This is a genomic window from Vermiculatibacterium agrestimuris, from assembly GCF_943193085.1.
In the GTDB taxonomy this organism is placed as follows: Bacteria; Bacillota; Clostridia; order Oscillospirales; family Oscillospiraceae; genus Vermiculatibacterium; species Vermiculatibacterium agrestimuris.
This window is the reverse complement of sequence record NZ_CALPCU010000002.1, coordinates 59,791-77,774: the sequence shown is the minus strand read 5'-3', so window position 1 is coordinate 77,774 and position 17,984 is coordinate 59,791. Positions and strand designations below refer to the sequence as shown.

The following is a 17,984-nucleotide window of genomic DNA, read 5'->3' as shown; positions in this document are numbered from 1 at the left end:
GATCGTTCCTCTCTGCTCAGGATAGGATGTTGACAAAGAACATGATGTATTCGGGGAAACAGGTGGTGACGACAATGGCCACCAGGCCGACCAGCATGAAGGGAATGGATTCCTTTACCGTCTCGCCGTATCCGGCCCCCGCGATCTTGGTGCCCACAAAGGTGCCCAGGGCGAAGGGCGGGGTCAAAAAGCCCACGCTCATATTCACCAGCAGGATGGCGCCGAAGTGGATGGCGGTGATCCCGTAGGTCTTCGCCACCGGCAGCAGCAGGGGAGTCATGATCAGCACGGCGGCGTTGATGTCCAGGAAGGTGCCCAAAAACAGGAACAGAAGGTTGATCATCAGCAGGAAAACGCCCTTGCTGGAGATGTTGGAGGTGATGAGGTTGGACAAATAATTGGACACGCCTGACATGGTGATGGCCTTGCCCGCCACAGTGGAAAAAGCGTTGAGCAATCCGATGGCGGCGGTGGAGGCGCCGCTGATGGCGGCCACCTGCCAGAGGGAAAGTCCGGCGCGGTGATTGAGAAAGCGCACGATGATGAAGTAGATCACGCCATACACCGCGCTGAGGGCGCCGGCTTCGGTGGGGGTACAGACGCCCCCATAGATGCAGCCGTAAATAATGACGGGCATCAGCAGGGCGGGAAAGGTCTTGACGGTGCGAAGACCGATGTTGCCCAGGTAGGCGCCCACGCTGTCATGAAGCTTTCCGATCTTGGGCCTGCGGCGGCCGATGCGGAAGTAGTTGACAATGATGTAGCCCGCCATAAAGATAAAGGCGGGACCCACGGTGGCCATCCACACATCGGAGATTTTGCTGTCTGAGGCCAGGGCGTACATGATGCCGGGGACGCTGGGGGGAATGAGGATGCCGAGGAAGCAGGTGGCGGCCAGCATGGCGGCGGTGTAGCCCTTGGGGTAGCCGTCCTTGTCCATTTCGGGGGCCATGATGTTGCCAATGGCGCTGATGGTGGCCATGGCGGAGCCGGTCAGCACGCCGAAGGCCATGCAGGTGATGGTGCAGATGATGCCCAGAGAGCCCCGGATGCGGCCCAGAATGGACTGGATCCAGTTGACCACCAGCTTGGAGATGCCGCTGTGCTCCATCAGTACCCCGGCGAAGATGTAGAAGGGGATGGCCAGCAGAGCGAAGCTGTCCAGGGAGGCAAAGGAGTACTGGGCCACCGTGACGGTGTTCATGTGAGCGCCCAGGAACACAAACAGAGAGGCGATGGCGAGGCCGAAGGAGACAGGGACCTTCAGCAGCATGGACAGGAGGAAGAAGGAGCCGATAAAGATCAGCAGCGCGACGCCGGCATTCATGATTGCTCCGCCTCCTTTTCAAGTTCAGCCTGGATCTTGGGCGTGGGGTTGCCGGTGAGATGGCAGACCATGAGATAAACGCCGTGGAAGATCATCAGGGCGCTGCCCACCGGGACGGGCAGATACACCAGGAACATGGGGATGTGCATGGTGGGGGAGGTCTGCGTGGAGGCGGCCACCATCCCCAGATATTGGCTCCAAATAAAACAGAAGTAGAGCAGAAAGACCACGGTGATGAAGGTGGCGATGAATTCCAGGCGTCGGACGAACTTTTCCTTGTCCCGGATCACGGAGACCTTTTGGGCCAGTTGGGGGACGATATCCACCTCAATGTGACTGCCCTCGTTCAGGGCGTAGGCCGAGCCGATATAGGAGGTCCATACGAAGAGATAGCGGGCCAGCTCTTCGGCCCAGGCGGTGGAGATGAAGAACACATACCGGCACAGGACCTCCACAAAAATGGCGCCCACCAGGACAAGGGTGGTGACGGACAGCAGCGCCACCTCCACATGGACCAGGGCGGAGTTGATCCAGTCGAATTTTCGGAAGAACATGGGGCGTTCACCCTTTCCTTCAGAATTTCACGGGGGCTTTACCCCTTGTAGGAGCCGTTGATGATGGCGTCCATGATCTCGGCGGGGTACTTGTCCTTGCTCTCCTCCCAGATGGCCTGATAGATGCCCTGGAGCTCGGTCTTCATGGCCTCGGAGGGCTGGGAGACCACCCACTGGCCCTCGTCGATGCCCTTCTGGGTGAGCTCCTCGGTGGTGGTCCGGAAATACTCGGTGAAGTCATCGGAGGCCTTTTGGGCGCATGTGCGGAACATCTCCTGATCCTCGGCGCTCAGTTTGCCCCAGAAGGAGGGACTGGCGACGAAGCAGCCGCCGGAGTAACAGTAGTTCAGCTCGGTGATATAGGTGACCACGTCGGTGAGGCCCTGGACAATGTAGTTGAATACACAGTTGTCCAGGCCGTCCACCGTTCCGGTCTGAAGGGCGGAGAGGACCTCGGGGGTGGCGATCATCACGGGCATGGCACCGCATTTCTCATAGAAGGATACCACGGAGGCCACGGAGGGAGTGCGGATCTTCAGGCCCCGCAGATCGGACATCTCGGTGATCTCGTGCTTGAGGTTGCCCACCTGGCGGAAGCCGTTGCAGAAGGAGCTGATGCGGATGATGTTGTTGGCCTCCATAATGGCGGCCACCTGCTGGCCGATCCAGCCCTGATTGTAGTATGCGTCGGCCTCCTCATAGTCGGCCACCAGGCCGGGCAGCCAGGCGAAGCCCAGCGCGCCGTCCAGAATGCCGTCGATGGACATGTCGTCGTTGAGGCAGAAATCCAGGGTGCCCAGCTGGATCATCTGGGCCATGTCGGCAGCGGTGCCCAGAGAGCTGGGGGCATACGCCTCGCCGGTGTAGCGGCCGTTGCTGGCCTCTTCCACATACTGAACGAACCGGTCCACATATTCGGCGCGGACCGTGCCGTCGGTACTGACGGTGAATTTGATGGGCTCACTGCTTCCAGCGGGCGTGCCGCTGTTTGCTGCGGGGGCGCCGGAGGCGGCGGGGCTGTTGGCGGCAGGGCCCGCGCACCCGGCCAGGAGACCGAGGGACATGGCGGCGGCAAGGAACAGTCCGGTAAGCTTTTTCATATCTGCTTTCCCCTTTGTTTTATATTGAAACAGCGACACCGCGGATGCTGTTTCTGATTTTTATTATAGTCTGCTCCAAAGGGACCCTCTATAGACCTGACGCCTGGTTTTGATTCATTCTGAAACGTTTTTGCGCCTGGGTGGAGTAGGGGCGGATGCTGCTCTGGAAAAGCGGGAAAACAGAGGACAAAAAAAGGCCGCCCTTTATAGGCGGCCTTTCTGGAAACGGTATAAAAATGGCTTTGTGGGGGCCCCAGGCGACTGGCGGATGCTTATTCCAAGCCTTCCAGCTCCTCCAGCCAAAGGGCGGCCGCCGCGTCGGAGGGCATCCGCCAGTCGCCCCGGGGAGAGAGGGCCAGGGAGCCTACCTTGGGCCCGTCGGGCATACAGGAGCGCTTGAACTGCTGGGAGAAAAAGCGGCGGTAGAAGTTTTTCAGCCACTTCAAAAGGACGGCCCGGTCATAGGAGCAGCCGAAGGCCTGCTCCGCCAGGCGCAGCACCTTCCTGGGGGAGAAGGCCCAGCGGACGACATAGTAGAGGAAGAAATCGTGGAGTTCATAGGGGCCCACAATGTCCTCCGTCTTCTGGCTGATCTCCCCCGCCACGGCGGGGAGAAGCTCCGGGGATACAGGGGTGTCCAGAATGTCCTCCAGTACCTCGGACAGGGCCTGATCCTCCCCGGCCTTGTCCCCGGCCACATAGCGCACCAAATGCCGCACCAGAGTCTTGGGGATGCCGGCGTTGACGGCGTACATGCTCATGTGGTCTCCGTTGTAGGTGCACCAGCCCAGAGCCAGCTCGCTGAGGTCGCCGGTGCCGATGACCAGGCCGCCGGTCTGGTTGGCTATATCCATGAGCACCTGGGTGCGCTCCCGGGCCTGGGCGTTTTCGAAGGTCACATCCTGGTTGTCCATGGCCTGGCCGATATCCCTGAAATGTACCTTCACCGCCTCACCCACGTCCACCACCTTCAGGGTGGCGCCCATGTGCTCCGCCAGCAGCTCCGCGTTGGAGCGGGTGCGGTGGGTGGTGCCGAAGCAGGGCATGGTGACGGCGATCATGTCCGAAGCGGGGCGATCCAAGAGCTTCATGGCGATGCCGGTGATGAGGATGGCCAGGGTGGAGTCCAGGCCGCCGGACAGGCCGATGACCGCCGTTTTGGCCCCTGTGTGCTCCAGCCGCTTTTTCAGGCCCAGGGCGGCGATCTTCAGGATCTCCTCACACCGCTCCGCCCGGTGTGCCTCGTCCTGGGGGACGAAGGGGGAGGGAGAGACGAGCCTGGTGAGAGAGGTCTCTCCCGGCTCCAGAGAGAAGGACGCCTGGGCGCCGTATTCGCTCTCCACGGTGGGGAAGGTGTTCATCCGCCGCCGCTCAAAGACCAGCTTGTCCACGTCGATCTCGCTGACAGTCAGCCCCGTGGAAAAGCGCCGCTGTGCCAGTAGAGCGCCGTTTTCGGCGATCATGTTGTGGCCGGTGAAGACCAAATCGGTGGTGGACTCCCCCTCCCCGGCGTCGGCGTAGACATAGCCACACACGCACCGGGCCGACTGGCCGGCGACCAGGCTGCGGCGGTAGTCCGCCTTGCCTGCCAGCTCATTGGAGGCGGACAGGTTCAGAATAAGGGTGGCGCCCAGGGCGGAGAGCCGACTGGAGGGCGGCTCCACCGCCCACAGATCCTCGCACAGCTCCACCCCGATGACCAGCTCGGGCATGGTCTCACAGCAGAAGAGAAAATCGGCGTCCAGCGTGACCTCCTGCCCACATAGGGAGAAGAAGGGCTCGGAGATCCCCCTTCCGGAGGTGAACCAACGCCCCTCGTAGAACTCCCCGTAGTTGGGAAGGTAGGTCTTGGGTACCAGACCCAGGATCTTTCCACTCTGTATAATAGCGGCACAGTTATACAAATTGTTTTTGTATTTCAGAGGCAGCCCCAGGGCGGTGACCATGTCCAGGTTTTTGGTCGCCTCCAAAATGGTGGCCAGACCCTCCTCGGCGCCCTTCAGGAGGGTGTCCTGAAGGAACAGATCGCCGCAGGTATAGCCCGTCAGGCACAGCTCGGGCAGGCACAGCACCCGCACGCCCTGGTGGTCGGCCTGGCGCATGAGGGTAAAGATCTGCTCGGCGTTGTAGCGGGGATCGGCCACCCGGATCTTGGGCGTGCCGGCGGCCACCTTGATAAATCCGTCCTTCATGGGGAGACCTCCTTGCTCGTTGTGGGTCTATTGTACCCCCTCCGCCGAAAAAAGACAAGAGGGCGCAAGACAGGGGGGTGCAACAAAATGCCCTTCTCATTACATGTATATGATAGAGGCAAAAATGAACAGAGGTTGTCTCGATTCGTGTCATGCACAGAAAGGGGCGAGTCCCATGCAGAGGTAAACTGTCGGCAAAGCGGTCACAAAGATTTGACAAAAGAAAGAAAAGGAGTGTATCATAATGAAGAAGCGTTTGGTAAGTATCTTCCTGGCCCTGGCCATGTGTATGGGTCTGGCAGTCCCGGCCTTTGCGGCGGAGGAATACGATATTAAAGATTTTGCAACAGAAGAAGATTTGACAACTTAAGTATGGCAAGTATGGACAACTTGCCCAATGGGCGGCTAATGGCATAAATCTTGCGTTAGTTTTTGCCGATGTGGGATATGTAACATCTTTTGGTTGGGCGCTTATTAGCAGTAATTTGCCGACCAACTATGTAGTTCATCAAGACGACTGGATAGATTGCTATGGCAATATTAATCCAATTAACCGAGCCATATATGTGAAAGATGGTTCTGATTATAAAAATGTGGTAAACCGAGAGTATGGCTTTGTTCGTCCCTATAGTGTGTACCATTACAACAATGCAAACTCCCCTACTGGAGCGGCCGTGACTAATTTTCCGGAAGAACTATATCCAGATGCTACAGGGTCTATGAAAGATGCCTTGCTATATAATGCTTATAAGGTATATACCAGCGGGGCGGCTGCCGTCAATTTCTTGCTAAAAAACCGTGTATCATTTGAATGGAAATCAAATTCATGACCCTTGCCTGAGGAGGGAAACCCTTTGAGGAAAAAAGCTGTATGGATAGCCGCCGTTCTTCTCGTGGCGCTGGGGATCGGTCTTGTGGCTGATCGAATGCGGGAGAAAACCGTTGCCGAGATCTATCCGAACCTGGGGCAGGTCTCCTCCTGCAAAATTATAACTGTGACCATATCCTCCGAGCGGGAGGAGTTGCTGGAGGGCCAGGAGCTGGCCTCTTTTCTGGAGGCTTTTTCGCAAGTGCGATGCGCCGACGACGGAAGGGCCGACAATATATATGAGGGGCAGCTTTACCATCTGTACTTCTTCGCCCGGAACCAGGAGCTTGACGCTGTGCACATTACCTCCATCGGCGAACTTACGGTAGGCTCCCGAGCCTATCGGATCCACCCGGACAATCTCGACGGCTTGATAGATCGTCTGGAAGGAAGAACCTGAGACACGCAGACAGGGGGGCGGTTATTTTGCCCGGCGGCATATTTCCAACAAGACGAAAGAACCGCCCCTCTGGCCTTTTTTGGGGCGTAATTGCCCTGTTGCTCATTCTTTTGGCTATATGTGTGAGTCAAGTGGATCAGCCGGAGCCTGCGCCTGCCTGGGAGTGTCCCCTTACTGTTATGTATGAGGATGTTTATTACACTCGCTCGGACTATGGGAAGCTCCATTCCCTTGATGGGATGGAACAGGTGGGTGTGGTTCAAAGCTGTGTGCCGAGTACACAAATGCCGCAGGAGAATTATCAAACAAATGTAGAATTTCTCTTAGATCAGATCATTTGGGAAAAAGACGGTCTGCTCTATATCCATTCCAACGAAGAGGGAGTGTATTGGACATTTAAACCCAAAAGCTCCAACGAATGAGACAGGGGGGTGGTTCTTTTGTCTTGACAAAGGGCATCAAGACAAGAAGAGTTGTCCCCCTGTTTTTTGGCTCTTTGCTGCACACACCCAAAAAGTCCCCGACTTTCGTCGGGGACTTTTTGGGTGTGTGTTTTGTTGCAGAGAGATAGAGAGGGAATAAGGGAGGATGCGTAGTGTGTTCTGGCTTCTTCCTGTGTCCATATTGAAGATATCAAACAATTAAGACGAAACTTTGACGGAAGTGTGAATAAATTGTAAATTGGCTGGTTTGATAGTAAAATACCTTACATTTTGTTTCTGCTTTACATGATTCGCCCTATACTTCCTCCTGCCACAGGAAGCCCAGCTCTCCCATGGCCTCCTCCGCCCGGTTGAGGGCGGAGTCGTCCTCGCCCCGGATGGTGTGGAGGTGGAGCCCTCCGGTGAGCTGGGACAGAGGCTGAGCGCCGCTTCGTTCGCTCTGGGCGATGAACTGGCTCACATCGTACCGGGAGCGCAGCCGCAGCTGACCGGTGAGCTGGCCGTAGATGGGGTGTTCCACGATCACGTCCACCACCTCGCAGCCGGTGTCCACCAGCGCGGTGAGCTCGGCCTCCATCCCGGCGCCGTCGTGGAGGCAGGCCAGGGTGCGTGTCACGCCGGGGGAGCGGTCAGATACATAGCCTCTGGGGGTGGCGGTGACGGGGTGCCCGACCGCCCGCAGCAGGGCCACGTCCCCTACGATGATCTGGCGGCTCACCCCCAGCTCCCGGGCCAGCGCGGCGGCGCTTACAGGGCCGGTGGCCGTATTCAGTCTTTGAAGAATGGCGCGTCTTCGCTCCTGGGCGTCCATATCCCCAACTCCTTTGCATGATTTTGGCGCGATGTCATATCCTATCTTGCAGTATAGCACAGTTTTTCCCGGGGGAAAAGGCCGGGCCGGGTTGATTTTTCCATTCCATGGTGTTAAAATATTCTGGATTCTGCAAACCATGAAAGGGGGGCCCGCACATGACCAGAGAAGAGGCGTTTGAATTTCTGGATCGCACCGCAAAGGGCATTGCGGAAATGTTTGGTTCCTCCTGTGAGACGCTGGTGCAGGATATGGGCAACCCCCGCCACCCCATTCTGTCCATCTACAACGGTCAGGTCTCCGGCCGGGAGGTGGGCTCCACCCTGGACATTTTGGGCTCGGACAAGGTGCTGGACTCCACTACCCTGGCCAACGATTTTGTCAATCTCTACGCCACGACTCCGTCGGGACAGCAGATCAAATCCTCCACCTTTCACATGGTGGGGGAGGACTACGACCTGGCGCTGGGCATCGACTTTGACTTCACCGCGCTGAGCTATGCTAACCGCACGCTCATGGGTCTGATGAACGCGGAGGCCGACCTGCAAAGCGCCCTGTGGGCCGGCGGCGCGGGCCAGCTCCACCAGATCTTTGAGGAGTGCCTTGCCGCACTGGGCAAGCCCATTGAGGAGCTGAACAAAAAAGACCGGTTCCGGCTGGTGACCCTGCTGGATCAGAAGAACGTCTTTTCCTTCCGCAAGTCGGTGCCCTTTGTGGCCTCCCGGCTGAAGGTGTCACGGTACACCATTTATAAATATTTGGGCGAGCTGGCCGACGAGAAGGCCGCCGCCGGGAAAGAGTGAAGCTATGGATATTCAGGAGCGTATCGACAGCTATTTCAATGACAGCGCAGTGCGCGGGGAGCTGATCTCCGCCATCTCCCGCCTGGTGGCGGTGAAGAGCGTGAAGGGGGAGCCCACGGCTGAGGCCCCTTTCGGCCCCGGCCCCCGGGCCGCCTTGGATGAGGCGGTGAAGCTCTGCGCCGAATTGGGCTTCTCCGTCAGGGACTACGACCACTACGTGGGCCTGGCGGATATGAACGACAAGGACACTCAGCTCCACATCCTGGCCCATCTGGATGTGGTGGGGGAGGGCTCCGGCTGGAGCACCGATCCCTACACCTGTGTGGAGAAGGACGGCGTCCTCTACGGCCGGGGTGTGTCCGACGACAAGGGGCCCCTCTGCGCCGCCCTGTTCGCCATGAAGGCGGTGCGGGATCTGGGCCTACCCGTCACCAAAAACGCCCGGCTTATTATGGGCACCGACGAGGAGTCGGGCAGCGGCGATATCAAGTATTACTACGCCAGGGAGCCCTATGCGCCCCAGAGCTTCTCTCCCGACGCGGACTTCCCCCTTATCAATGTGGAAAAGGGCCAGTTCCGGCCCGTGTTTGGGGCCTCCTGGCCTGCGGTGATGGTGGAGCCCCGGGTCAGCGTCCTCTCCGGCGGTTTCCGCTTCAATGTGGTGCCTCCGGAGGCCAGCGCCGAGGTGCTGGGGCTGCGAGCGGCGGATATCACCCCCCTGTGCCCCACGGTGGAGCGCATGAGCGGGGCCATGTTCACCGTCACCGACATGGTGGGCGGCGCCCGGATCCACTGTACCGGCAAAAACGCCCACGCCGCCAGCCCTGACGACGGCGTCAACGCCATCCAGGCCATGCTGGAGCTCCTCTCTGCCCTGCCTCTGGCCCAGTGCCAGTCCACCCGGGCCATCCGGGCCCTGAAGGAGCGCTTCCCCCTGGGGGACACCCGGGGCAAGGCCCTGGGCATCGCCCAGAAGGATGACAGCGGAGAGCTGACGGTGAACCTGGCTCTCATGACCCTGTCCGAGACCGGTTTTTCCGCCCAGTTCGACGCCCGGGTGCCTGTGTGCGCCACGGTGGAGAACTGCGTCCAGGTCTGTGAGAAGGCCCTGGGCGAGGCGGGCTTCACCCTCACCGGGGGCGCCCAGATGGTTCCCGCCCATGTGGTGGCGGCGGACACCCCCCTGGTCAAGACGCTACTGGAGTGCTACAGCGCCTACACCGGGGTCAGGGATCCCAAGCCCATGGCCATCGGCGGGGGGACTTACGTCCATGACATCCCCGGTGGCGTGGCCTTTGGCTGCGACTTCCCCGGCTTCGACCCCAAAATGCATTCAGCCAACGAGCAGGCCAGCGTGGACAATCTCATCAAGTCCGCCAAAATTTTTGCCCTGGCCATCGCCCGGCTGTGCAGATAAAAAATATTTGAGACGGTAAGGAGAAAGTGAAATGAAAAACATCAAACGCATGGGGCTCCTGGCCCTGATCCTGGCTCTGGGCATGAGCCTGACGGCCTGCGGCGGTAAGAGCGGCCTGAGCAAGGATGAGGCCATGACCTATGTCACCGGCATCATTGAGGAAAACTACCTGGGCACAGCCAGCGACGAGTTCAAGAAGCTGGTGGACATCGACGATGACGATGTGGCCTCCACCTATGAGGGCAGCATGGACGCCGAGGTGGAATACTTCATCTACAACTACGCCATTGAGTACCCCACCGACGAGCAGCAGGAGGAGATCAAGGAGCTGTACAAGGAGATCTACAGCCACCTTAAGTTCGAGGTGGTCTCCGCCGCCGAGCAGGACGACGGCTCCTTCTCCGTGAAGGTGACGATCTATCCCATCGACATCGCCCACCTGGCCGAGGAGGAGCTGGAGACCGCGCTGGAGCCTTGGTATGAAAAGTATCCCACCGAGGTGCAGGAGAACATGAGCGAGGAGGAGAAGATGACCGCCGACGCCGAGTGGGCGGAGATCATCATCAACGCCTTCCGTTCCAAACTCTCCGAGACCAGCAACCTGGACGCCCAGTCCACCACTGTTCAGCTGGAGAAGGACGAGGATGGTTACTACTCCATCACGGACGAAGATTTCTACCGCATGGACGCCATGGTCATCGACTATCCCTACTACGAGGGCTGAGCTTACATAGAAAAAACGCCGTGGTCATCTGACCACGGCGTTTTTTTACCCTTCCGGCTCCAACTCCATGACGGAGATCTCATAGGCAGTGCGCTCCGACTCCACCCCCTGGATCACCTTGCGGTATTTCCGGCTTTGGAGCCGTCCGGTGATATGTACCTCGTCCCCCACCTCCAGCGCCGCGCAGGCGCGGGCCAGGCCGCCCCAGGCGATGCAGGGCAGGTAATCCGCCCGGCCGTAGCGGCGGTTCACCGCCAGCAGCAAATCGCAGATCTCCCGGCCCAGCGGCGTGCGGCGGAGGTTGGGGGCCTTGCACAGCACCCCGCTCAGGGTCAGCTGGTTCAGATGCTCCCCCTGGGCCGGTTGGAGGCTTTTGGCGAAAAAGGAGATGACCAGGCGGCTTCCCACGCCGCTGCGGTTATTGAAGGAGCGGATCTCCCCCGCTACCTGATACTCTTCTCCCGCCGTCACAGGGCACTGTTCCAAAAGGGTCTCGTCCGCCACTACATTGAGCACATCCGCCGTGCCGCTGAGGCGGTTTACCTCCAGGGGAAAGGTGTAATAGGCCACGCCGTGGTTGCTGTGGGAGAGGCAGGGCGCCTGGGCGGCCCGCCCCCGCAGAGTGGCCTGGTTTCTGCTGTCCATGCTGTCACACTCCTTGCAGTAAAAGGTATGACAGTATATGAGACAGGCCCCCGTGTTATGAATGACAAAAAGGGCCTCTCCCAGGGGGAGAGGCCCTTTTTTATTCCACTTACCGATCCCATTTCTGGATAAGCGCCCGGATCTGGTCGGCAAATTTCCCCAGATCCTTGTTGGCGCCGCCCTTGTTGTGACGGATGACGGCCAGCAGCTGCTGCCCGGCCTCCTCCAGCCGCCGGTAGGCGGGGGAGCCGGCCGGGGAGGTGGGCTGAGACTCCTTGATGGCCGGGGGGATGCCGGGAGCCAGCATCCGGTCGGCGAGCAGGTCGTAGACCTCCTCGTAGTCCGGCGCATGGGCGGCAAAGCCCTGCTCCTTCAAAATATCGGCATAGGCGACGGTTACGTCCTTGTCCCCGTGCACCACGAAGACCTGCCGGGGCCGCTGGGCCCGGAAGCACTCCATCCACTGGAGAAGGCCCTTCTGGTCGGCGTGGGAGCTGAGACCCTCCACCCGGGTGATCCGGGCCTGGACGTAGATCTCCTCGCCGAAGAGCTTTACCGTTTTGACCCCCTCCAAAAGCCGGCGGCCCAGACTGCCCTCGGCCTGGTAGCCCACGAAGACCACCGTGCACTCCCGCCGCCAAAGGTTGTGCTTGAGGTGGTGGCGGATCCGTCCGGCGTCGCACATGCCGGAGGCGGAGAGGATGACCCGGCACTTCCCGTCGGTGTTCAGGGCCTTGGAGTCCTCCACCGTTTCGGTGAGCACCAGGCCGGGGAAGCGGAAGAGGTTGCCCTTCTGAACGGCGGCGATGGCATCCTCGTCCAAATAGCCCGTCAAATCGCCGGAGAAGATCTCCGTGGCCTCCCTGGCCAGGGGGGAGTCCACCACGACTTCAAAGTCGGGCCTGGACGTTACCAGCCCCTCCTCCTTGATCTCACGAAGGAAATATAAAAGCTCCTGGGTGCGGCCCACGGCGAAGGCGGGGATGATGACGTTGCCCCCCTGCCCCAGAGTCTCGTCGATGATCTGGGCCAGCTCCTCCTTGTAGGAGGCCATCTTTCCGTGGAGCCGGTCGCCGTAGGTGGACTCGGTGACCACGAAGTCCGCCGAGCCGTCCACCGGCTGGGGATCCCGGATGATGGGCTGGTCGGTGTTGCCCAGGTCGCCGGAGAAGACGATCTTCCGGGTCACTCCGCCCTCGGTGAGCCAGAGCTGGGCCTCGGCGGAGCCCAGCAGGTGCCCCGCGTCCACAAATTCCAGCGCCACATCGTCGTGGATGGATACCCGCTCACCGTATTCCGCCGGCACCAGCAGCTCCAGGGTGGCCTGGGCGTCTTGGATGGTGTAGAGGGGCTCCACCGGCTCCTTGCCCGCCCGCTTGCCCTTCTGGTTTTCCCAGTTGGCGTCGCTTTCCTGAATGTGGGCGGAGTCCAGCAGCATGATACCCAGCAGCCGGGCGGTGAGCCGGGTGCAGTAGATGGGCCCCCGGAAGCCCCGTTTCACCAGCAGGGGCAGCCGCCCGGAGTGGTCGATGTGGGCATGGGTGACGATGACGGCGTCCACCATGCCGGGGTTGAAGTCCAGAACACTGTTGTCCTTCTCGTCCCGTCCCTGCTGAAGGCCGCAGTCGATGAGGTACTTGCGCCCGCCGCACTCCACGCAGTGGCAGCTCCCTGTGACGGCCCTCGCCGCGCCGAAAAATGTCAGCTTCATACCAAACCCTCCCGCAAAAACAGTTTACCTCTGAGTTTAGTATAGCACATCTGAAGGGGGAAAGTATGAAAAGTTTATGAAAAAGAGAGGCGGCGGGTCTATACGTTCTTTTCCCGGAACCACTTCCAGCTCATCACATAGGTCAGAACAAGCCCCACGATGAGGATGGCGAAGAAGACCACAAAAAAGATTTCCTCCGGGGCCAGCAGGGACAGCACCAGGGCGGACAGGCCGGAGAGAAAGAAGGTCCAGCCCCCCAGCCGCTGGGTCTTGTTCCACACGTCGGGGTCCGAGAGGGCCCAGGGGGTGCGGAAGCCCATAAACCAGTTGGTCTTTACCTTGCCCATCATGTTGCCGATGATGAGGAACAGCACGCCGACCATAAGTCCGATGGCCCGGGCTACATTGATCCGTCCCGGCCAAAGGCTCTCGGACAGGGTGACGGCAATGCAGAGCAGAAGGAGGAGGGGCACCAGAGGGCCGAAAAAGTCGTAGTAGGGCTGGAACTTTTCGTAATTCTCTCTTTTGGGATCCAGCCGGGGCAAAAACTGCATCCCCAGAGACAGAAGGGGGCCGATGGCGCACATCAGCCACAGGGTGGCGGGAGCGTCGTAGCGGTCGATCTGGCCGTTGAGCCCCCAGTGGCCAGGGATCCTCTCGGGCAGATAGGGCCAGGCGATGGCCACCAGTACAAAGGGCAGCAGGGATACGATCCACATCAATAGAATGGCCTTTTTGCTTTTCATATCAGTTGTCTCCTTTCAGTCCGGCGATCCAGCCGGTGATCTCGTCCAAAATGGACAAGTTGAGCTCATAACAGATATATTTCCCCCGCCGCTCGTCGCTGATGAGTCCTGCCTCCTTCAAAACGGACAGGTGGTGGGACACGGTGGCCCCCGTCATATCGAAGGAGCTTCCGATCTCTCCGGCGGTCTTGGCGCCGTCCTTGAGCAGATCCAGAATGGCCCGGCGGGTGGGGTCGGACAGGGCCTTGAAGGTGGCTTGAAAGGACATATCCATCACCTCATTTCGATGAATGTCTAAATGATACCACGGCGATCACAGGCTGTCAAGAACATTTTGAAAATTGTCGAAATGTTCCTCTGAAAAAAGCGGCCCCTGACAGAAGGTCAGGGGCCGCTTTTGGGAAATATTATTCTTCGTCAGTGTGGGCCTTGGGGGACAGGCGGGTCACTCTGGCCCACTCCACCCGGCGGTCGGACAGCTCCTCCACCTGGATGCGCAGGCCGTGGGCGTCCACGGTGGGATGGGTGCCGTCGGCGGGGATCACATCCAGCCGGGCAAAGACCAGGCCGCCCAGGGTCTCGGCCTCCTCATCCTCCGGAAATTCCATTTCCAGCGCCTCCGCTACCTCCTCCAGGGGGGCGGAGCCGGCAATGCGCCAGTGCTCCTCGTCCAGGGGTACGATCTCCTGCTCGTCCTGGGGATCGAACTCGTCATAGATGTTGCCCACCAGCTCCTCAATGAGATCCTCCATGGTGAGGATGCCGCTGGTGCCGCCGTACTCATCCACCACTACGGCGAAGTGGATCTTCCGGCTCTGCATATCCCGGAACAGCACGTCGGTGCGCACCGTCTCAGGGACGAAGTACACCTCCCGCAGCAGCTCCCGCAGGGGCTTGGGCGAGCCGGCGTGGGCGTTGAGCAGATAGTCCCGGGTATTGAGAAGGCCGATGATGTCGTCGGTGTCCTCCTCATAGACCGGGAACCGGGTCAGGCCCGAGGTGCGGATGGTCTCTAGGATCTCCTCGTCCGGGTCGTCCACCCAGAGCATCACCACGTCGGTGCGGTGTACCATCACGTCGGCGGCGGTGGAGTTGTTGAACTCAAAGACGTTCTCAATGAGCTCCTTCTCCTCTTTTTCAATAGAGCCCTTCTCTTCGCCGATGTCCACCAGCTGGCGGATATCCTCTTCCGAGGAGCGTTTGCCCAGGGCGCGGAGCTTGAGGGCCAGGGCGATGATGCCGGCCGTCTCGGCGCACAGGCAGAGCACCAAAAGGATCAGCAGAGGTAAGGGTACTGTGGGCTCTCCCACGGAGAATTCCTCCTTTAGAATCATGTACGAAAAGCATTATAGCATAGAAAAAGGGGAATTGCACGAAAAAATATATGTGGTATAATAAATACCAAATGATACAAAGTTGGTGCTGTAAATGGACGAGATGAAAGAAGATCTTATCGCCGCCCTGAAAGACCGCTGGGAGGATCTGCTCACGCTGGTAAAATGGGCCATTCTGGCCGTTTTGCTCGGCCTTGGAGTAGGACTGGTGGGGGTGGGCTTTCACCTGGCGGTGGATTGGGCGAGCCAAACCCGGCAAGCGCATCCCTGGCTGCTGTTTCTTTTGCCGGAGGCGGGGCTTGTCATCGTTTGGCTCTATCACCGGGCCGGTATATGGCAGGACGGGGGAACCGATCTGGTGCTCCGGGCCGTCCGGGGAGAGGCTCCCGTGGCCTTTCGCACCGCGCCGCTCATTTTTGCCGCCTCTACCCTGACCCATCTGTGCGGCGGCTCCTCCGGCCGGGAGGGGGCCGCCCTCCAGCTGGGCGGCTCTATCGCCTCCAGCCTGGGCCGCCGGCTGGGCTTTGACCAGGACGACCGGCGGATGCTGGTGGTCTGCGGCATGGCCGCCGCCTTTTCCGCCCTGTTCGGTACCCCGCTGGCCGCCGCCCTTTTTGCCCTGGAGGTCGTCCATGTGGGCGTGATGCACTACGCCGCTCTGGTGCCGGCGGTGCTCTCCTCTCTGATCGCCACCCTGCTGGCGCAGCGCCTGGGCCTGCACGCCACCGCCTACGCCGTGGCCCGCTTTCCCGGTCTCAGCGCCCAGTCTCTGGCCCAGACCGTGCTGCTGGGCGCCCTGTGCGCCCTGGCGGCCATCCTTTTCTACGTGGCCATGCACGCCGCCCGCCATTTCTATCAGCGGGCGCTGAAAAATCCCTATCTTATCATCGCCGTGGGAGGCGTCCTGGTGCAGCTTTTGACTGTGCTGGTGGGAAACCGCGACTATAACGGCGCGGGAGGCGAGATCATCGCCGCCGCCGTGGGCGGGGAGGCGGTTCCCTACGCCTTTGTGCTGAAGATCCTGTTCACCGCCCTCACCCTGGGGGCGGGCTTTAAGGGGGGCGAGATCGTCCCCACCTTCTTTACCGGGGCCACCTTCGGCTGCGCCGTGGGGCCGCTGCTGGGGCTGCCCGCCTCCTTTGCCGCCTCGGTGGGGATGGTGGCGGTGTTCTGCGGGGTGACCAATTGCCCACTGACCTCCATTCTCCTGGCCTATGAGCTCTTTGGGGGGCAGGACTTGGGCCTCTACGCCGCCGCCTGCGCTGTCAGCTACCTCCTCTCCGGCTACGGTGGGCTCTACAGCGCGCAGCAGATCGTATACTCCAAACGTATCCCTGAGGAATACCACGGGGAAGAGAAAGAGAGAAAAGAGGATGAAGCATGACCATTTTTGACATTATGGGCCCGGTGATGATCGGCCCCTCCTCCTCCCACACCGCTGGAGCCGCCCGGCTGGGCCGTATTGCCCGCCGTCTGCTGGGCTGTGCCCCTGCCAGGGCGGAGCTGCTGCTCCACGGTTCCTTCGCCGCCACCGGCTCCGGACACGGCACGGACAAGGCTCTGGCGGTGGGGCTGCTGGACATGGCCCCCGACGACCCCCGGCTGCCCAACTCCTTCGCGCTGGCGCAAGAGGCGGGGATGGAGCTGATCCTGGGCCGGGTGAATCTCCAGGGGGCCCATCCCAACACCGTCCTGTTCCGCCTCACCGCCCCCGACGGCCACAGCGTGGAGGTGCGGGGAGCGTCTCTGGGGGGCGGCCGGGTGCGGGTGGAGGCCATCGACGGCCTGGAGGCCGCCTTCTCCGGCGACCTGCCCACCCTTATCATCCGCAACGAAGACAAGCCCGGCCAGGTGGCCGAGGTGGCGGGGGTACTCTCCCGCCAGCGGGTGAATATCGCCACCATGCAGCTCTACCGGGACATGCGGGGCGGCCTTGCGGTGATGGTCATTGAGAGCGATCAGCCCATCCACGCCGCCGCCATCGGGGAGCTGCGGGCTCTGGAGGGCATTGTCCGGGTGACCTATCTCGACATGACGGAGGTGTAAGCGATGGCCTTTCATTCTGTAGAAAAATTACTGGCCGGCGGGGAGGCTCTCCCCCTTTGGAAGCGGATCCAGGTGGAGGATTGCGCCGACAGCGGCGTGGACGAGGCGGCATCCTGGGCCAAAATGTCCGAGCTGTGGCGGGCCATGCAGGCCACCCAGGCGGACTATGACCCCGCCCGCCGCTCTCCCAGCGGCCTGACCGGCGGGGCCGGGGCCCTTCTGGAGGGGCCGGGCTCCGGCCTGTGTTCCCCCTTCCTGCGCCAGGTCATCGCCGCCGCCCTGAAGGCGGGCGAGTGCAACGCCTGTATGCGCCGGGTGGTGGCCGCCCCCACGGCGGGGGCCTCCGGGGTGCTGCCGGCGGTGCTCATCCCCCTGCAGGCGCGGGACGGGATCTCCGACGAGACCATGGTGGAGGCCCTGTATGTGGCCGCCGGCTTTGGCCAGGTGATCGCCCAGCGGGCCTCTATCTCCGGGGCGGAGGGGGGCTGCCAGGCAGAGGTTGGCTCCGCCTCTGCCATGGCTGCCGCGGCCCTGGTGCAAGTGAAAAACGGCTCTGGGGCCCAGATGGCCCAGGCCTGCGCCCTGGCGCTGAGCAACACCCTGGGCCTGGTGTGCGACCCGGTGGGCGGATTGGTGGAGGTGCCCTGCGTGACAAGAAACGTGATGGGTGCGGTGAATGCCATCTCCTGTGCGGAGATGGCCCTCTCCGGGGTGAGCAGCCCCATTCCCTGCGATGAGGTCATCGACGCCATGGGGGCGGTGGGCGTGGCTCTTCCCTCCGCCCTGCGGGAGACGGGCCAGGGCGGCTTGGCCGCCACTCCCACCGGCCGCCGTCTGGCCGAGGGACTTTTTGCGGAGTGAGA

At 60.8% G+C, this 17,984-nt stretch carries 20 protein-coding genes; 10 read left to right on the top strand and 10 right to left on the bottom strand.

Annotation, left to right across the window (positions count from 1 at the left end; translation table 11 throughout):
• Positions 1–16 precede the first annotated feature (16 nt).
• The 4 genes from NFR87_RS01540 to NFR87_RS01525 form a co-directional block, all read right to left on the bottom strand.
• Positions 17–1,327: a TRAP transporter large permease gene (locus tag NFR87_RS01540; protein WP_251445355.1), complete on the bottom strand. Its 1,311-nt coding sequence runs from the start codon at positions 1,325–1,327 to the stop codon at positions 17–19.
• Positions 1,324–1,881, bottom strand: a complete 558-nt coding sequence (locus NFR87_RS01535; RefSeq protein ID WP_251445352.1) for a TRAP transporter small permease — start codon at positions 1,879–1,881, stop codon at positions 1,324–1,326. The genes NFR87_RS01540 and NFR87_RS01535 overlap by 4 nt, the downstream gene beginning before the upstream one ends.
• Positions 1,882–1,919: 38 nt before the next feature.
• Positions 1,920–2,981, bottom strand: coding sequence for a TRAP transporter substrate-binding protein (locus tag NFR87_RS01530; protein ID WP_251445349.1), 1,062 nt, complete (start codon positions 2,979–2,981; stop codon positions 1,920–1,922).
• Positions 2,982–3,253: 272 nt separating this feature from the next.
• On the bottom strand, positions 3,254–5,173 hold the full coding sequence (locus NFR87_RS01525; protein ID WP_251445346.1) for an NAD(+) synthase: 1,920 nt from the start codon (positions 5,171–5,173) through the stop codon (positions 3,254–3,256).
• A gap of 244 nt (positions 5,174–5,417) precedes the next feature.
• Between NFR87_RS01525 and NFR87_RS10430 the strand changes: the two genes are divergently transcribed.
• The 4 genes from NFR87_RS10430 (at position 5,418) to NFR87_RS01510 (ending at position 6,863) form a co-directional block, all read left to right on the top strand.
• The gene (locus NFR87_RS10430) at positions 5,418–5,543 is read left to right on the top strand and encodes a hypothetical protein (protein ID WP_277613113.1); all 126 of its coding nucleotides are present in this window, start codon (positions 5,418–5,420) and stop codon (positions 5,541–5,543) included.
• A 115-nt stretch (positions 5,544–5,658) separates the two neighbouring features.
• A complete protein-coding gene (locus NFR87_RS01520; protein WP_251445343.1) occupies positions 5,659–6,003 on the top strand; it encodes a hypothetical protein in 345 nt (114 codons plus the stop codon).
• An 84-nt stretch (positions 6,004–6,087) separates the two neighbouring features.
• Entirely contained in the window at positions 6,088–6,441 is a 354-nt protein-coding gene (locus NFR87_RS01515; RefSeq protein WP_251445338.1) for a hypothetical protein, read from the top strand.
• Between the two features lie 26 nt (positions 6,442–6,467).
• On the top strand, positions 6,468–6,863 hold the full coding sequence (locus NFR87_RS01510) for a hypothetical protein (protein ID WP_251445335.1): 396 nt from the start codon (positions 6,468–6,470) through the stop codon (positions 6,861–6,863).
• A 316-nt stretch (positions 6,864–7,179) separates the two neighbouring features.
• Here the strand turns inward: NFR87_RS01510 and NFR87_RS01505 are convergent, their stop codons facing one another.
• Entirely contained in the window at positions 7,180–7,695 is a 516-nt protein-coding gene (locus tag NFR87_RS01505; protein WP_251445331.1) for a transcription repressor NadR, read from the bottom strand.
• Positions 7,696–7,853: 158 nt separating this feature from the next.
• Here NFR87_RS01505 and NFR87_RS01500 point away from each other — a divergent pair, with 158 nt between their 5' ends.
• Genes NFR87_RS01500 through NFR87_RS01490 form a run of 3 tightly spaced genes read left to right on the top strand, consistent with a single transcriptional unit; the run spans position 7,854 to position 10,639 of the window.
• Complete coding sequence (locus NFR87_RS01500; protein ID WP_251445328.1) at positions 7,854–8,498, top strand: helix-turn-helix transcriptional regulator; 645 nt, start codon at positions 7,854–7,856, stop codon at positions 8,496–8,498.
• Positions 8,499–8,502: 4 nt separating this feature from the next.
• Positions 8,503–9,915 carry a Sapep family Mn(2+)-dependent dipeptidase gene (locus tag NFR87_RS01495; protein ID WP_251445325.1) on the top strand — a complete coding sequence of 471 codons (1,413 nt, stop codon included), beginning with the start codon at positions 8,503–8,505 and terminating at the stop codon, positions 9,913–9,915.
• 31 nt (positions 9,916–9,946) lie between these two features.
• Complete coding sequence (locus NFR87_RS01490) at positions 9,947–10,639, top strand: P-loop NTPase family protein (protein ID WP_251445322.1); 693 nt, start codon at positions 9,947–9,949, stop codon at positions 10,637–10,639.
• Between the two features lie 45 nt (positions 10,640–10,684).
• Here NFR87_RS01490 and NFR87_RS01485 read toward each other — a convergent pair whose 3' ends face one another.
• The 5 genes from NFR87_RS01485 to NFR87_RS01465 form a co-directional block, all read right to left on the bottom strand.
• On the bottom strand, positions 10,685–11,284 hold the full coding sequence (locus tag NFR87_RS01485; RefSeq protein WP_251445319.1) for a single-stranded DNA-binding protein: 600 nt from the start codon (positions 11,282–11,284) through the stop codon (positions 10,685–10,687).
• Between the two features lie 109 nt (positions 11,285–11,393).
• On the bottom strand, positions 11,394–12,995 hold the full coding sequence (locus NFR87_RS01480; protein WP_251445316.1) for an MBL fold metallo-hydrolase RNA specificity domain-containing protein: 1,602 nt from the start codon (positions 12,993–12,995) through the stop codon (positions 11,394–11,396).
• Positions 12,996–13,093: 98 nt separating this feature from the next.
• Positions 13,094–13,741, bottom strand: a complete 648-nt coding sequence (locus NFR87_RS01475; RefSeq protein ID WP_251445313.1) for an SdpI family protein — start codon at positions 13,739–13,741, stop codon at positions 13,094–13,096.
• Position 13,742: 1 nt separating this feature from the next.
• Complete coding sequence (locus NFR87_RS01470; RefSeq protein WP_251445310.1) at positions 13,743–14,009, bottom strand: autorepressor SdpR family transcription factor; 267 nt, start codon at positions 14,007–14,009, stop codon at positions 13,743–13,745.
• Between the two features lie 139 nt (positions 14,010–14,148).
• Positions 14,149–15,051, bottom strand: a complete 903-nt coding sequence (locus tag NFR87_RS01465) for a hemolysin family protein (RefSeq protein WP_251445307.1) — start codon at positions 15,049–15,051, stop codon at positions 14,149–14,151.
• 118 nt (positions 15,052–15,169) lie between these two features.
• Here NFR87_RS01465 and NFR87_RS01460 point away from each other — a divergent pair, with 118 nt between their 5' ends.
• The 3 genes from NFR87_RS01460 to sdaAA are packed head-to-tail and all read left to right on the top strand — an operon-like array spanning position 15,170 to position 17,982.
• Entirely contained in the window at positions 15,170–16,459 is a 1,290-nt protein-coding gene (locus tag NFR87_RS01460) for a chloride channel protein (RefSeq protein ID WP_338147023.1), read from the top strand.
• Complete coding sequence (gene sdaAB, locus NFR87_RS01455; RefSeq protein ID WP_251445304.1) at positions 16,456–17,121, top strand: L-serine ammonia-lyase, iron-sulfur-dependent subunit beta; 666 nt, start codon at positions 16,456–16,458, stop codon at positions 17,119–17,121. Before NFR87_RS01460 ends, sdaAB begins: the two co-directional genes overlap by 4 nt.
• Positions 17,122–17,124: 3 nt before the next feature.
• Positions 17,125–17,982: an L-serine ammonia-lyase, iron-sulfur-dependent, subunit alpha gene (gene sdaAA, locus NFR87_RS01450; protein ID WP_251445301.1), complete on the top strand. Its 858-nt coding sequence runs from the start codon at positions 17,125–17,127 to the stop codon at positions 17,980–17,982.
• Positions 17,983–17,984 lie beyond the last annotated feature (2 nt).

Bases quoted from the DNA above. Each gene is read 5' to 3' on its own strand.
- NFR87_RS01475 (WP_251445313.1), bottom strand. From the start codon at position 13,741: ATGAAAAGCAAAAAGGCCATTCTATTGATGTGGATCGTATCCCTGCTG.
- NFR87_RS01485 (WP_251445319.1), bottom strand. From the start codon at position 11,284: ATGGACAGCAGAAACCAGGCCACTCTGCGGGGGCGGGCCGCCCAGGCG.
- sdaAB (WP_251445304.1), top strand. From the start codon at position 16,456: ATGACCATTTTTGACATTATGGGCCCGGTGATGATCGGCCCCTCCTCC.
- NFR87_RS01480 (WP_251445316.1), bottom strand. From the start codon at position 12,995: ATGAAGCTGACATTTTTCGGCGCGGCGAGGGCCGTCACAGGGAGCTGC.
- NFR87_RS01535 (WP_251445352.1), bottom strand. From the start codon at position 1,881: ATGTTCTTCCGAAAATTCGACTGGATCAACTCCGCCCTGGTCCATGTG.
- NFR87_RS01530 (WP_251445349.1), bottom strand. From the start codon at position 2,981: ATGAAAAAGCTTACCGGACTGTTCCTTGCCGCCGCCATGTCCCTCGGT.
- NFR87_RS01500 (WP_251445328.1), top strand. From the start codon at position 7,854: ATGACCAGAGAAGAGGCGTTTGAATTTCTGGATCGCACCGCAAAGGGC.
- NFR87_RS01540 (WP_251445355.1), bottom strand. From the start codon at position 1,327: ATGAATGCCGGCGTCGCGCTGCTGATCTTTATCGGCTCCTTCTTCCTC.
- NFR87_RS01470 (WP_251445310.1), bottom strand. From the start codon at position 14,009: ATGTCCTTTCAAGCCACCTTCAAGGCCCTGTCCGACCCCACCCGCCGG.
- NFR87_RS01495 (WP_251445325.1), top strand. From the start codon at position 8,503: ATGGATATTCAGGAGCGTATCGACAGCTATTTCAATGACAGCGCAGTG.
- NFR87_RS01525 (WP_251445346.1), bottom strand. From the start codon at position 5,173: ATGAAGGACGGATTTATCAAGGTGGCCGCCGGCACGCCCAAGATCCGG.
- NFR87_RS10430 (WP_277613113.1), top strand. From the start codon at position 5,418: ATGAAGAAGCGTTTGGTAAGTATCTTCCTGGCCCTGGCCATGTGTATG.
- NFR87_RS01505 (WP_251445331.1), bottom strand. From the start codon at position 7,695: ATGGACGCCCAGGAGCGAAGACGCGCCATTCTTCAAAGACTGAATACG.
- NFR87_RS01460 (WP_338147023.1), top strand. From the start codon at position 15,170: ATGGACGAGATGAAAGAAGATCTTATCGCCGCCCTGAAAGACCGCTGG.
- NFR87_RS01490 (WP_251445322.1), top strand. From the start codon at position 9,947: ATGAAAAACATCAAACGCATGGGGCTCCTGGCCCTGATCCTGGCTCTG.
- sdaAA (WP_251445301.1), top strand. From the start codon at position 17,125: ATGGCCTTTCATTCTGTAGAAAAATTACTGGCCGGCGGGGAGGCTCTC.